The organism is Undibacterium sp. GrIS 1.2, from assembly GCF_040544435.1.
GTDB lineage: Bacteria > Pseudomonadota > Gammaproteobacteria > Burkholderiales > Burkholderiaceae_D > Undibacterium.
In genome coordinates, this window is record NZ_JBEONP010000032.1 from 1 (window position 1) to 14,491 (window position 14,491).

The window sequence follows — 14,491 nt, forward strand, 5'->3', positions numbered from 1 at the left end:
CCAGACAGTGCGCCGGAGCGTGCGGTGGGGCTGGTGGTGAGGTAATCCATCAAATGTATTTCCGTGAACGTGGGCTTGTTGATATTGATAAATTAGTGGTTGTAAATCAATGGCAATAAATTAATGTTGATAATTTTATCATGACATTTTATAAAGAAAGAAAAGTAGATGTATAAATGGCATTTATTCTAAGGCTGCAGATTTGATGCGTAGGCTTAGATTTACAATCCAGCGCAAGTGATGAGGCTCAAGCTAATACCGTAGCGTAACAATGCAGAGCGTGACTGCTCGTCTAAATGGGCTTGAAATCAATATACTCCCAATCAAATTTATGAAATATGCCGTATTGTCCAGGGGTTATATGGAGGACTAATATATACCCTTAGGGAGTATATTAATTAAGAAAATGACAGGCAGCTTAAGTCCTTGATGCGCAATGGCAGAGTTTTGCTGAAAAAAAAGGCATCTCGATTCAACTGACGGCCAGCTTATATCCCATTGCCCGGCTCATTTTTCTAGCCAACTATCCCCGTCTCTCGCAATCTGATCCCACTATCTTGCGTACTGTCGCATCCGGGTAGCGCCATGCAGCGTGATTGCTTACAGTCACTCTACGCAATCCGTTATGACTACCCACAGAGCATCAGAGGAGAACAAAATGAACAAAGCAGAATATATGAATGCCCTCAAGCAATCGCTGGATGGCTTACCTACAGCGGTAGTGGAAGAAACCATGTGGGCTTACGAGAGCAAATTTATTGACGCTTTAATGGCGGGGCGCAGCGAAGAACAAGTTGCTGCCAGTTTGCCTTCGCCACAATTGGTCGCTGCGCAACAACGCAGTAAAGCGCGCCTGGATGCGTTTAAGCATCGAGCTAGCCCGGCTAATCTGGCGGCTTTGCTGGTGGCTCTGTTAGGCGTGATGGTGTTTAACTTATTTATGATTATTCCGGCGATTGTGTATGTCAGCATGCTCGTGGCAGCCTATGTCACTTCATTAAGTTTCTACGTTGCTGGCATTGCGATTGCAGCAGGTGGTCTGTCCGGCGTAGAGCATTTTAAATTTGACATGCCGTCGCACAACCATCATGTGGTGATCATGGATGACCATGATCTCAAATTCCATGGTCGTAACAATGTCACCGTCGATATCACGCCGGTCGGAATTAATATCGAGGATGGTGATACTGAGTCGTCTGATTCTGTGGAGCCGTTGGCTTCCACCAGTTCTAAAACAACTACCAATAATCCAGTCAATAGCGCCTCCAGCGTTGTAGCGAATAGCGCATCTAGTGCTGTAGCCAGCAACACTCTCGGTGCAAGCACCATCGCAATAGAAAGCAAGAGTAAGCAAGGCGGTATTCAAGTCAATGTTGACAATGGTTTGAATCGATACCATGTCTTGCAAGGTATTGGCTTTCTGCTCGGTGGCATTGCCTTATTCATGCTGTGTCTGTTCATGACGAAATACACTTTCATCGGCTTCAAAAATTACTTGCAATGGAATATTTCGCTGCTGCGCTTGCCTGCTCACGCTAATGCTAATGCCTAAGAATCCCAGCCTAAAACATCATTTTAATTTTTGCGCCCACGTTATTTGTTTATTTATTTGCAGGAGAAAATCATGAGAAATATCATCAAAACAGGTCTAGGCATGTTGTTGCTCGCCATCGTTTTAATCGGCTTAAGCGCGGTCGTAATGCGGGCGCATGCAGCATCTGTATCACTAGTGATATCAGCCTCGTCAGCTTCGTCAGCCGCATCAGTTACATCATCTGCCTCCAATAGCGAGGTGCGACCTGTTGATGCTTCCATCGTCAATATCGTGATGAACGGGCCGATTGATCTGGTACTGAAACAAGCGGCAGTACCTGAGTTGATGGTACATGGCGAACCTAATATGTTGTCTCGCGTGACTACCAGAATCGAAGGCAATACTTTGTATATCGGCACCCGTGGCATGTTCATCGTGATCCGTCAGCCCTTGCGTATAGAGATGGCGCTACCTGCGCTAGAAAAATTGCAAATGCAGGGCAGTGGTGATGCCATGATCAAAGGCTTTCATGGAAGACAGTTTGAAACCATCTTGCGTGGCTCGGGCAACCTCCAGTTTGAGGGCGATTATCAGCAAGTGTTGGCCAATGCGGTTGGCAGCGGCGATGTTAATCTGGTCTTACCCAACAGTGACAATATTGAACTGACCGCTATGGGGTCTGGCAACATCAATCTAAAAGGTCAAACTAAACTACTGACGGCAAAAATGAGTGGGTCGGGCAACCTCGACGCCGTGGCTTTACGTGCAAATCTAGCGATACTCAATGCCAGTGGCTCTTCTGACGCAAAGATCACGGCAACGCAAGAAGTCAAAGTACGTCTCAGCGGCAGCGGTGACGCTAGAATTTACGGCAATCCTACTAAACGTACAGTACAGAGCTCTGGCTCGGGAGAAGTTAACTGGCAATGAGTTGTGAACTCCAGACTGACATAAAACTGCCCCAGCTAAGTTGCCGCTCCTGGTTGCTTCGCCGGGGCAGTTTTGTGTCTGCTCTAAAGCGCTGATTTTGTCGCACCGCAACCACTTATTATTAAAGTTTATTCTGATAAAAATAAGTTTCAAAGAATAAAAGTCAGTTTCGTTGATGTGATCCAGTTTAATATTCTTCCGTGACCGCTTGGTAGTGAAACTCTATTTACGCACGACAATTTTCTGCAATAATCATCCCGCATTTGTAAAATAAGTTTCATCAGCGGTGCGGACTGTCTGCAGATCACCTTCAGGCATGCCGGTTTTTTACTCAACTTGACCGATCCAGAATCATGACTGCTATTCAAAGTAAGTGCTTGACCTTGTTGCTTGTTGCGTTTTGCTCCATCAGTGGTATTGGTGCCGCCAATGCCCAGGAAAATCCTATGCTGTTCCTCAGCCGTGCTAATGCCACCGTAGCAAAAGCAGCTGGATTAAACAATCGCTGGGAAGGTCCGGTAGACGGTCCCAAATTACTCAAGAAAAAGAAAATTGTCTTTGTCGCCGCCGATCTAAGCGACCCGGGTATCGTTGGCGTTTTTAATGGTATTAAAGAGGCGGTCAAAGGCGCTGACTGGGAACTTTTATATATCGATTGCAGGGGCAGATGCAACCAGGGCGCTGCGATTGTCAGTCAGGCGCTGGACATGTCACCGAACGGCATTATTTTGGCAGGTGTAGACGCGACTAGCCAGGCTAAAGGTTTAGCTGCCGCAGCCAAAGCAAAAGTACCGGTCGTCGGCTGGCATTCTATGGTCAAGAGCGGTCCCTCCGAGGGCATGTTCACCAACATCACTTCTAATCCCAAAGAATCGGCACAAATTGCGGCTTTGTATGGCGTAGTTGAGTCCAATAGCAAGGCCGGGATTGTCGTTTTTTCAGATATGTCCAGTCCGTACACGGCTGCCAAATCCAATGCGATTATTGAAGTCATCAAGCAATGCGAAAATTGCCGTTTGCTAAGCGTAGAAGATGTGCCGGTAGCGGAGGCTTATACCAAGATGTCCAAAGTTGTTGAGAGCGTAGAGAAAAAATTCGGTGCTAAATGGACGCATGTTATTGGTGTAAATGACGTGTATTTTGATTTGCTGGAAAAACCAAGTATCGCGGCTCTGCTTGGCGGAAATAAAGTGATCGGACTATCAGCAGGCGACGGTTCTAATAGTGCCTTCAAGCGCATCCGGGCGAATGCCTTACAAATTGGCACTGTGCCAGAGCCGTTATCTTTACATGGCTGGCAGTTAGTCGATGAAATGAATCGTGCTTTTTCAGGGGTCGCCCCCAGCGGTTACGTCACTCCAGTACATCTGGTCACGAATCAAAATATTGCCTATGACGGCGGTCCAAAAAACATGTTTGACCCAGAAAATGATTATCGCAATCAGTATTTAAAAATTTGGGCTAAATAAACACTATAGATATTGAATGAGCAGCTGCACTAGAAATCAGCAGCAAATCAGCAGCAAGTAATCGTAAGCTTCATGACAAACAAAGGGTGAGTGGGAAACCATTCACCCTTTGTTTTTTGTTTTGCGGTTCTTAGCCTTTACAATGTGCTGATTCATAAAAGATGGAAGCAGTATGCAGACAGGTGCACAAACAAGCATAAGAACCAATGTAAAAACCAGCGTAAAAACCGCCAAGCATAAGGTAGTCATTATTGGCGGTGGTCCCGCAGGTTTGATGGCGGCAGAAACGGTATCGCAAGCGATTAGTAGCGATGCCACGCAGCTTACTGTTCAGACGGATGTGCAGACGGATGTGCAGGTGGATGTATATGATGCTATGCCCTCAGTCGGGCGCAAGTTTTTACTCGCCGGTAAAGGCGGGATGAACCTCACCCACTCCGAACCCAGCGACGCTTTTCTGGCGCGCTATGGAGATCGCCAACAATATTTAGCTGGCATGTTAGCGAGTTTTGGAGCTGCCGAATTAAGAGCCTGGGCAGAGGCGCTGGGTGTCACTACGTTTGTCGGTAGTTCCGGTCGCGTCTTTCCCACCGATATGAAAGCCGCACCGCTTTTGCGTGCCTGGTTGCATCGCTTGCGAGCTGCTGGCGTTGGCTTTCACATGCGGCATCGTTGGTTGGGCTGGGATGGTGCTGCGCTACGTTTTAGTACGCCAGAGGGCGAGCAAACTATACAAGCCGATACCGTTGTATTGGCATTAGGTGGTGGTAGTTGGGCACGCCTCGGGTCAGACGGTGCATGGGTGGCGCCTTTACAGCAGCGAGGTATCGACGTTGCGCCTTTGCAGCCTGCCAATTGTGGTTTTGATGTTGGCTGGTCTGAACACTTTCGACAGCGTTTTGCCGGGCAAGCGCTCATCACGGTAGTTGCGCACTTTATTCAAGATGATGGCACGCCACTCGCACGCCAAGGGCAATTTGTCATGACAGAAGGCGGTGTAGAGGGCAGTCTGATTTATGCTTTATCAGCACTGCTACGTAAGCGTATCGCTAGCCAAGGCAAGGCCGTAATGCACCTGGACCTTGCGCCCGGCAAAAGTGCAGAACGCATCATGCAAGAGGTAATGCATCCACGAGGATCTCGCTCGCTCTCTAGTCATTTACAAAGCAAAGTCGGGCTTGATCCCTTAAAGATCGGCTTGCTGCGAGAGTGCCTGACTGCAGAACAATTCCAACAACCTGCCTCGCTAGCAGCAGCGATCAAAGCGCTGCCACTCACCTTGCATGCAGCAAGACCAATTGATGAAGCCATCAGCAGTGCAGGTGGCGTGATGTTTGATGCTTTAAACGATAAGCTGATGTTGCAGAATTTGCCCGGGGTATTTTGTGCAGGCGAGATGCTGGATTGGGAGGCACCGACCGGAGGATATTTATTAACAGCCTGTTTTGCCAGCGGCAGGCAGGCCGGTTTGGGAGTGCTTGATCTGCTAACTAAGATTTAGAATAATTCAGTTTGTTTAAACACAGGGTCAATTCATCTTTTAGTTATAGATCTTTTTAAGAAATTATTATTGTCTTGGTTCGGTGATAATAGTATTTGCGCTGTCAGACTGAATAATTTTGTGTACCTGATTAAAAAGTTTTTTGATTGTGGACTCCGTATCCTGTTTGTAAAATAATTTGCTTATCAGTGACTGCTCAGCGACGATGGTGGATGTCCAAACCACTTCGTTGCCAATAGGGAGTGGGTTATTTTCAGATGAATTAAAATAATCATGGACGTTCACACAGCTTATCCAAAGTAAGAATGGTTTGCGCTGAACTACAACACACCACCCCCAGTCTTCGGGAACAACTTCCAATACTGTCAGACCCTCCTTTAGAAGTTGTTCATGCATCCAAGACGCAAATTGACGACCAAAACACATTGGATTCGTTTCCTCATCTTCACCATGTTCAATATTGAATAAAGTTGACTGGAAAAAAATTTGATAGTTGGACATAGTTAACTTTGTTTGTTCTTTGGCTACCCTAGCTTACTAAGAATGAAAAAGCAATTTTGACGGAATTAGGAACAACAAGATTATCGCAACATTTAAGTTGCGCTATGGAAAAATTTGGTACAATCAAAACGTCAATTTGAATTTTTTCTTTCAACTTTTAATCAATTTCAGCTCTGTTTTTCTAGTCTGTGTTTTGTCATGAATGAGTCCCGTACTAGTCCTCGCTCTAATGTGTCCTGGCGTTCTGCCATCTTGATTTCCCCCGGTAATATTGTCGCCTCCAAAATCCTTAATTTTTCTGGTTCTGGTATTCAGGTGCAATGTGCGCATTTATTAAAGGACGGACAAATTTATCAAATGATGATGGAAGTGCCGGATCAGCGTGATGCCTCGCAACGGACACAGGTTATTTGTAAAGCGACCTGCCTTTACAGCATTTTAAGCGGCAGTGAATACCGTGCCGGTATGAAGTATTTTGATGTGCCTTCACAACATCAGGCTCTGCTCAATAGCTGGGGTGGCAAAGTCGCTGTGACGATGGAGTAAGTATTTTTTTGCTGGATTTGTTGCTATCAAAATCTTCTTAAGCACCCCGCAATATCACATCGCTACACCCGCACAAGCATCCTTGTGCGGCCTATGTTATAAATTGATCTGTTTCGTTTGAACTTTACGCTCATGTCCACAGATCAAGCTCTTCCCGAAACCGTACAACGCGTTGCCGGTTTACTCCAACATTTAGGTCACGACCAAACCATTGTCATGCTGCCAGCCAGCGGCAAAACCTCGGCCGAAGCAGCCGCCGGTCTGGGTTGCAGTATTGCTGAAATCGCTAAGTCGATTGTATTCCGCCGTTTGTCGGATGATGCTGCCGTGATGGTCGTTGCCAGTGGCAGCAACCGCGTTGATGAGAACAAAGTTGCCGCGATTGTCGGCGCACTGGGCAAAGCCGATGCGAGGTTTGTAAAAGAAAAAATCGGTTATGCCATCGGTGGCGTTTGCCCTATCGGTCATCTGGAAAAAACATTAGTCTTGATTGATCAGGACTTGATGCAATACCCTGCGGTCTGGGCGGCTGCCGGACATCCGCATGCCGTCTTTAAACTCACCCCAACACAATTAATCGCCATGACCCAAGCGCCATTGGCAGACATCGCACTGAAAACATCTTTATGAGTAATTTATGAGTAATGGAAATAATCTTAACAGCGGCACAAGCAAAAACGTTTTATACGATTACGACCCTGAAAACAGTGTCGGCGATGTGCCCTCACCTTGTATCGGCATTTGCAAAATGGATCAGGTCAACGGCTGGTGTGCCGGATGTTTTCGGACCATACCGGAACTGACTGGCTGGAGCACCGCCAGCAACGACATTAAGCGCCAGATTTGGATGCAGGTTAAGGAGCGGATGTTTGCTTAGAAATGATGAGGACTTACATCCTTAGCTAATATTAATACTCCACCGCGTTCAGACAGAAGCTTCATGCCAGCCACAACTAATACTCAGAATATTCAGCCAGCAATATCCTCATCCATCCGGTTAGCAGATCCGGTTGGCTTGCAATTGCCCGCGGGTATGCAAGTCTTTGAACGCGGCTGGCTCTCGTCCAATAATATTCTTTTGGTAGACGAACACACGACCGCCTTGGTTGACAGCGGTTATCTGACGCATGCCGGTCAAACCCTGGCACTAGTGCAGCATGCACTGCAAGGGCGTCCATTAGATTTGCTGATCAATACTCACCTGCATTCAGATCATTGTGGTGGTAACGCCATCCTGCAACAGACTTACGCTTGCCGCACGCTGATTCCGGTGGCAGATGCGCCGGCGGTTGCGGCTTGGGATGAAGATGTCCTGACCTACAAGGCGACCGGGCAACGTTGCCAGCAATTTAGTTTTGATGCCAGTTTGTCGCCGGGTCAGCAGGTGACTTTGGCCGGTTTGCAATGGCAAGTATTGGCGGCACCCGGTCATGATCCACATTCGCTGATGCTGTATTGCGCCAGCGAGGCAATTTTGATTTCCGCCGATGCCTTATGGCAAAACGGTTTTGGTGTGATCTTTCCCGAACTGGAAGGTGAATCCGGTTTTGCTGAGCAAGCAGCAGTCTTGCAGATGATTAGCGAGCTCGAGGTACGCATCGTTATTCCAGGCCACGGCGCACCGTTTACCGATGTTGCTGCAGCGCTTGAGCGTGCCCACAGCAGGCTCGATTATCTGGCGGCTGATCCCAAACGCAATGCCCGCAACGCCTTAAAGGTGATGATCGCGTTTCAGTTATTAGAGACGCAGCAATTACCAGTAAGCGCCATCCGGCAATCGCTGACGCAAAACCGCATCATGCGAGCGTCTTCGCAGATCGTTGATGAAGCTGTAGAGCCCTTAATGAACTCCTTGCTTGCTGACTTAATTAAATCCGGTGTCGCCAGATTGCAGGATGATGTGCTGGTAAGTACCCGCTAACATAATTTATTGATTCGGCAATTCAATATGCGGGCTCAATTTGATTCTCACTTCGTCGCTCCTGCGAGGGCAGGAATGACGTATTTTAAGAATTGCCGGAGTAACAGCAACACTCAACAAAGCCGTTGATTTGAATCCAAACGCGGTTTTACTGCGAATAAAGTCATACCCATCTTCTAGGAGCTACTGTGGCAGCTTGGCTAAAACTCATTATTTCTATAGCGACGGTACTAATTCTGTTTGGCGTTATCGCTGCCTGTTCACCGGTACGTACGATCAATGCACTGACGCCAAGCTCGTCGTATAGCAAGGTTGCCGATATTGCTTACGGCACCGACCCGCGGCAAAAGATGGATATTTACACGCCCACCGGCAATCCTCCTGCGTCGGCTAGTACTACCAATACCATGCCCAAGGCTTCATGGCCGGTCGTGGTGTTTTTTTATGGCGGTACCTGGAATTCGGGCTCGCGTGCTGACTATCTGTTTGTGGCAGAAGCGTTGACCTCACGCGGCATTCTTTGTGTGTTGGCAGATTACCGTTTGTATCCGCAAGTCCGGTATCCGGCATTTTTGCAAGACGGCGCATTAGCCATGGCGTATGTGAGTAAAGAAATCCAGCGTTACGGCGGTGATCCCAAGCGCCTTTTTGTGATGGGGCACAGCGCCGGTGCCTACAACGCGGCGATGATCGCGCTCGATCCGCGCTGGTTGGCAGCGGTCGGTATGCAGCCTTCGGCCTTGCGCGGCTGGATCGGTTTGGCCGGGCCGTATGACTTTATTCCCATCACTAATGAAGAAGCGAAGCCAGTATTTTTTTATCCGGATACGCCTGTAGATTCTCAACCGATTAACCATGTCAGTACCAGTTCGATACCGAGTTTATTGATCGCGCCAGTGGACGATAAGTTGGTGAATCCCATCCGTAACACTACCGGACTCGCCAACAAATTACGTGCTGCCGGTGTGCCGGTGCAGGAGTTCCATTTTGATAAAACCAGCCATGTGAGTCTGATCGGCAGCATGTCCTGGCCACTGCGAGGCCTGGCGCCGACCTTGGACACCGTCAGTCAATTTGTGTTGACGGACGCCGGGCGTCAGCCTGTATCTACGACGGGATCTCAGCCAGCGAAGTAAGATCAGCGCGGGTAATCAAATAAATACTCCGCCCTAGTAATATTTTGTTGTCCAATGATTATATGGACACTATGGCATATTGAAGGTTAAAACTGGGGGAGTATATGATTTTGGCGCGGTATTAATCGCGCTCTTGATCGCTGTTAGGTTGGTGCTGGGGTGTACATAATGCCGATCACGGTCAGTAACCATAAGATCGCTCCGATCAGCATCCAAAACCAATTTGCTTCAGATAAGCGCGAATTGGATTGTCCTTTGGGATCATTGCAGGCGACGTTGATAGCAATCTGAACCTGACTCAACAAATAGCCCAATACAAATAGCAAACTCATGCTTACCGCATCAAATAGGCCCCAATCAGTATTCTTACTAGCGAAGCGCTCAACAAGGCGGTTTAAAATACTTAGGATTACGAACGTAGTTGCAACCATGCTGGGCGACCAGCTGAAATTCTTTTGTTGATCTTGTATTTTTGCATCAACCGCGTTGCATAAATAATGTGTGAAAAAGATATAGAAAATGGCGCGTGGTACCGGCCATATGTCCTTATCGTCGCTGCTCTGTTTATACATCGCCCAGTTCTTATAAAACCAGAGCATGCCATAAAAACCCATGGTCAGCACAAATAAGAGCCAGAATTTTTTCAGTGAAACGACGTAAAAATCTTGCGTTGGTCCGGCTTCGACGATGGTTTCCGGCGTAACGATATCGCTAGAAAAACTGCTGGATTGAGTCACATTGTCTTGCTCGGGTGATTGATGATTGGTGTTCATAAATGTAGGTAAAGTAAAAAAGCCCGTCGATGGTATCAAGCCTTTAACTCAACAACAATGATCGAGCTGATATTGAACCGATCTTGGCACGACTAATGTTGTTTTAGACACTCAGCGGTGCCAGCAATGCCTGCAAATCTTCCACAGTAAACTTCGGTGCCAGAGCAGCATCACTGCCTAAGATACCTTCCGCCAGCGCCGCCTTGCGCGCTTGTAAGTCGAGTATGCGTTCTTCTATGCTGCCTTCGACCACCAATTTATACACAAAGACGGCTTGCTCCTGACCAATCCTATGCGCGCGTGCGGTAGCTTGTTCTTCTACCGCCGGATTCCACCAAGGGTCCATGTGGATCACGGTGTCGGCAGCGGTTAAGTTTAGCCCCACGCCGCCTGCTTTCAGGCTGATTAGTAAAATCGGAATAGTTTTACTCTGGAACTCTGCCACCACGGCACCGCGTTGCGCTGGTGGTGTTTTTCCGGTCAGCGACAACCACGGCAATTCCAGTTCGGTTAGCTGTGTGGCGATCAGCTCCAGCATTTCTGTAAATTGAGAAAACACTAGTATCCTGCGCCCTTCGGCGACCAGATTTGGCAGCATATCGCTGAGCATCTCTAGCTTGGCGCGCTCCATTGTCGGAAATCTGGCTGCTCCGGTTTGCCCCTTTGATCCTCTCGATTGTTTTAGCAGATAGGGATCGCAACAAACCTGGCGCAGTTTTAATAAGGCATCCAGAATCGTAATTTGTCCGCCGCTAAACCCTTTGCGCTGCAGGATGCGCCGCACCTGTTCGTCGGCAGCGACGCGTACGCTTTCGTACAAATCGCGCTGCTGGCCTTGCAGTTTCAGCCGTTTGATGACTTCGGTTTTTGGCGGCAGCTCGCTGGCAACATCTTGCTTTCGCCTGCGCAGAATAAAAGGCCGTATCCGCTGCGATAGCAATTGAGCCCGCAGGGTTTCGCCATTGACTTCGATGGGTTTGCGCCATAAGCGTGTAAAACTGCGCATGTCGCCAAGAAAGCCTGGCATCAAAAAATCAAACTGGGTCCATAGTTCGCCCAGATGATTTTCCAGCGGTGTTCCGGTGATGCACAGACGATGCCGGGCGCGCAGGCGGCGGACTGCATCGGCACTGCGGCTTGCAGCATTTTTGACGGTTTGTGCTTCATCCAGTATCAGTAAATGAAATTGCTGCGCCTCAAGATAGGCAAGATCGCGCCACAACAGCGGGTAGGTGGTCAGTACGATATCTGCCTTTGACATTTGCTCAAATCCGTCGGCACGCTCCGCACCTTGCAAAGCCAGTACGCGCAGCCCAGGTGTCATACGCCGCGCCTCAGCCTGCCAGTTAAAAATCAGCGAAGTAGGTAATACGATGAGAGCGGGGCAATCAAGACGCCCTGCTTGTTTTTCTATCAGAATATGTGCCAGCGCTTGTGCTGTTTTACCGAGTCCCATATCGTCCGCTAAAATCCCTGCCAGATGATGGGTACGTAAATATTGTAGCCACGCGACGCCATGCAATTGATAAGGCCGCAGCGTAATGTTTAAGCCTTCTGGTGCGGTCACGGCTTGCGGGCTTCCCGCTGTTGTTAAGCGGTTTGCCAGTGCACGCAGTCCCAAGTCACCTCGCAATTGCCAGCTGCCATGCACACCGGCACGGTCGGCCTGACTGTCTAACAAACTCTGGCGCAGGGCTTCCAGCCTTTGGGTGTCCCATGCAGACAAATGCAAAGCGGTTGAAGCTGGATTGTTCAGGCGGGAGTCGTCAGTGAGCAAGTCCAGCATATGCATGACGATGGCTTTTAAAGGTGCGGCTACAGCGTCAATCCGTTTGCCGCCTGGTGCCCTTAGCTGTACTACTTCCAGATCGTCAATTGCCATGACTTGCTTGATGTTTAACCAGCGTCTGTCGCGCTGGAGCAAATTGGCAAGCAAAGGGACCAGATCGAGGATTTGCCCATCGATCTCGATTCCCAGACTTAGTAGCCATGAGCCTTCGCGTGCGGGTAACCCGAGTCGGCTGATTTTGGCAAGAGCACTACTATCGACACCGTTAGTGTTGGGAAGGCGGGCGGTCTGGTCTTCATTGCCATCATTACCTTCATTACTTATGAGTTCTCCGCTATCCTGATTAATCATCAGATGCCAGGCTTCCACCGGCACACTTTGATGGCCAAAGCCAGGGCGTATCACCACCGACCAGCCCAGCGCCTGTAACACTGGTAACTGCTCAGCCCAAAAGTCAGCGAAAAAATGTTCTTGCTGCAAACTCCAGAACGGACCGAACTCGGTTGCCGCCGCCTCATCCCGCCATTGCAAACAGGTGGCAGGTAGCGGTTGTAAATTCAGTTCCCAGACTTTGTCCAGTGCATCGGCTTCTGCACCCAGATCACGCAATAACAGAAAAGGCTTAGATTGCGCATCAAGTAGTTCCTGAGTGGAATGTGGCCGGCGGTTAAGCAGGGTGGTTGGCGCCGGTGTCTGCCAAGTAATGTTGTTTTGGTTGGAAGGGGCGACCGTGTGGTCGATTTTATACAGCCAGTCGATCTGCACTACCGTCACGCTGCCACCACGCGGACCAAAAGTGCCGGTCGGCTTCATCCCTAACAGGCCATCGCCACGCCCCAGAGTTTGCAAAGTGATTCTTGGGCGAAATGTGCCGGGCAGAGTGAGTACAGGTGCTTGTGACATTCTGGCTTAGTTCAGGAGGATGGACGCCTTGCATCTTAAGCGAAAAGCAGCGCCGCAAGAGAAGTCCAGGAATCTGGCACAGCAGGCTATTGCACTTCAAGCTGTAAAAATGGCATTTCATCCGTCCAAAACAGCAACTCGCCACTTCGCCTCTTGAAGCCAAACTGGTGCTTGCTCATACTGCGGCATCATTCCCCCATTCCTCTTGCCTCAGGGATTCATCATGTTACGACAAACGGTTCTCGTATTCGCCACCACAATTGCTATCGCATCTGGTCTGGTTGCATGCAGCAAAGATAAAAAAGATACAGCGAGTGCTGATGCGTCCGCCGCCAGCAGTGCTGCTGCAAGTGCGGCTAGTTCGGCGGCAAATACCGCCCCCGATAAAACCAGCGCAGGCGACAAAAAGGATGCTAAGCCACCAGTCAAACTTGTCATCGCGCCAGAAGATGTCATGACCGTGCAAAGCAATGCGCTGGCATCAGGACCGGTTGTGACCGGATCGATACAGCCAGAACGTAAGGCAGATTTACGTGCCGAAGTTTCTGCCGTGGTATTGCAGGTACTAAAAGAAAACGGCGATGTCGTTAAGCATGGCGATATTCTGGTCAAACTGGACGAAACCTCGATCCGCGATAATTTGGCCTCGGCAGAAGACAACGCCCGTAATGCGGCGTCGGCGCTGGATCAGGCGGATCGTGCCTTGCAACGCTTAAAAACTTTACGTGCCTCAGGCATGACGTCGATGCAAGCGATGGATGATGCGGAGGTACGTCGCAATAGCGCACAAAGCGAATTATCCGCCTCCAAAGCGCGTGCGGTCGTCGCGCGGCAGCAGTTACAGCGCACGGTTGTGCGGGCACCGTTTGATGGTGTGGTCAGTGAGCGCAAGGTATCGGCGGGTGATACGGCATCCATCGGTAAAGAACTGGTCAAGGTGATCGACCCTACCAGCATGCGTTTTGCAGGTCGCGTCTCTGCCGACAAAATCGCTATGGTAAAAACTGGTCAGGCGGTCAGCTTCCGCATCAATGGTTATGGCGGCCAGGAATTCCGTGGCAAAGTCAGCCGGGTTGATCCGGCTGCGAATGATGTCACGCGTCAGGTTGAAGTGCTGGTTACTTTTGCTGATACCAATCAGCCACGTGTCTCTGGTCTGTATGCCGAAGGCAATATCGAGGCCGCGACTGTCAGCGCCTTAATGTTGCCAGAAGCTGCGGTAGTCAAGTCGGGTGACAAATCCTATGCATGGAAGATCGCAGGAAAAACTCTGAGTAAGGTCGATCTGCAAATCGGTAAGCGCGATCAGCGTACCGGCAACTACGAGGTGCGTAGTGGTCTGAGTGCAGGCGACATTATCATGCGTAATCCAAGCTCTAATTTTAAAGACGGTCAGTCGATAGAAATGGCAGCGGCGAAAGTAGCGATTGCGGCGGCGACAAGTTCTGCTACCGGTACTGCAAACGCCACTTCGGAAGGAAACTGATT

General features: G+C 49.2%; 13 protein-coding genes. 10 read left to right on the forward strand and 3 right to left on the reverse strand.

Features of this window, described 5'->3' with window-relative positions; all coding sequences use genetic code 11:
- Positions 1-658: 658 nt before the first annotated feature.
- The 4 genes from AAKU61_RS14330 to AAKU61_RS14345 all read left to right on the forward strand — a co-directional run bounded on the left by AAKU61_RS14330 (position 659) and on the right by AAKU61_RS14345 (position 5,434).
- Complete coding sequence (locus AAKU61_RS14330) at positions 659-1,552, forward strand: DUF1700 domain-containing protein (RefSeq protein ID WP_354333269.1); 894 nt, start codon at positions 659-661, stop codon at positions 1,550-1,552.
- Positions 1,553-1,624: 72 nt separating this feature from the next.
- Complete coding sequence (locus tag AAKU61_RS14335) at positions 1,625-2,464, forward strand: head GIN domain-containing protein (protein WP_354333271.1); 840 nt, start codon at positions 1,625-1,627, stop codon at positions 2,462-2,464.
- A 353-nt stretch (positions 2,465-2,817) separates the two neighbouring features.
- Positions 2,818-3,933: a substrate-binding domain-containing protein gene (locus AAKU61_RS14340; RefSeq protein ID WP_354333273.1), complete on the forward strand. Its 1,116-nt coding sequence runs from the start codon at positions 2,818-2,820 to the stop codon at positions 3,931-3,933.
- 172 nt (positions 3,934-4,105) lie between these two features.
- Entirely contained in the window at positions 4,106-5,434 is a 1,329-nt protein-coding gene (locus AAKU61_RS14345) for a TIGR03862 family flavoprotein (protein ID WP_354333274.1), read from the forward strand.
- 66 nt (positions 5,435-5,500) lie between these two features.
- On the opposite strand, the gene AAKU61_RS14350 is transcribed toward AAKU61_RS14345, so the two are convergent.
- Positions 5,501-5,935 carry a hypothetical protein gene (locus AAKU61_RS14350; protein ID WP_354333276.1) on the reverse strand — a complete coding sequence of 145 codons (435 nt, stop codon included), beginning with the start codon at positions 5,933-5,935 and terminating at the stop codon, positions 5,501-5,503.
- Between the two features lie 198 nt (positions 5,936-6,133).
- Here AAKU61_RS14350 and AAKU61_RS14355 point away from each other — a divergent pair, with 198 nt between their 5' ends.
- From AAKU61_RS14355 to AAKU61_RS14375, 5 genes are all read left to right on the forward strand, one after another.
- The gene (locus AAKU61_RS14355; protein WP_354333278.1) at positions 6,134-6,481 is read left to right on the forward strand and encodes a PilZ domain-containing protein; all 348 of its coding nucleotides are present in this window, start codon (positions 6,134-6,136) and stop codon (positions 6,479-6,481) included.
- A 132-nt stretch (positions 6,482-6,613) separates the two neighbouring features.
- A complete protein-coding gene (locus tag AAKU61_RS14360) occupies positions 6,614-7,111 on the forward strand; it encodes a YbaK/EbsC family protein (RefSeq protein WP_354333280.1) in 498 nt (165 codons plus the stop codon).
- Between the two features lie 7 nt (positions 7,112-7,118).
- Positions 7,119-7,358: a DUF1289 domain-containing protein gene (locus AAKU61_RS14365; RefSeq protein WP_354333281.1), complete on the forward strand. Its 240-nt coding sequence runs from the start codon at positions 7,119-7,121 to the stop codon at positions 7,356-7,358.
- Positions 7,359-7,514: 156 nt separating this feature from the next.
- Positions 7,515-8,402, forward strand: a complete 888-nt coding sequence (locus AAKU61_RS14370) for an MBL fold metallo-hydrolase (protein ID WP_354333346.1) — start codon at positions 7,515-7,517, stop codon at positions 8,400-8,402.
- Between the two features lie 188 nt (positions 8,403-8,590).
- Positions 8,591-9,538, forward strand: a complete 948-nt coding sequence (locus AAKU61_RS14375) for an alpha/beta hydrolase (RefSeq protein WP_354333283.1) — start codon at positions 8,591-8,593, stop codon at positions 9,536-9,538.
- 143 nt (positions 9,539-9,681) lie between these two features.
- On the opposite strand, the gene AAKU61_RS14380 is transcribed toward AAKU61_RS14375, so the two are convergent.
- Together AAKU61_RS14380 and AAKU61_RS14385 are read right to left on the reverse strand one after the other, a co-directional pair.
- Positions 9,682-10,311 (reverse strand): hypothetical protein, encoded by a 630-nt coding sequence (locus AAKU61_RS14380; protein ID WP_354333285.1) that lies wholly within the window; start codon positions 10,309-10,311, stop codon positions 9,682-9,684.
- Between the two features lie 103 nt (positions 10,312-10,414).
- On the reverse strand, positions 10,415-13,003 hold the full coding sequence (locus tag AAKU61_RS14385) for a DEAD/DEAH box helicase (protein ID WP_354333287.1): 2,589 nt from the start codon (positions 13,001-13,003) through the stop codon (positions 10,415-10,417).
- Between the two features lie 223 nt (positions 13,004-13,226).
- Here AAKU61_RS14385 and AAKU61_RS14390 point away from each other — a divergent pair, with 223 nt between their 5' ends.
- Positions 13,227-14,489: an efflux RND transporter periplasmic adaptor subunit gene (locus tag AAKU61_RS14390; protein WP_354333289.1), complete on the forward strand. Its 1,263-nt coding sequence runs from the start codon at positions 13,227-13,229 to the stop codon at positions 14,487-14,489.
- Positions 14,490-14,491: the final 2 nt, after the last annotated feature.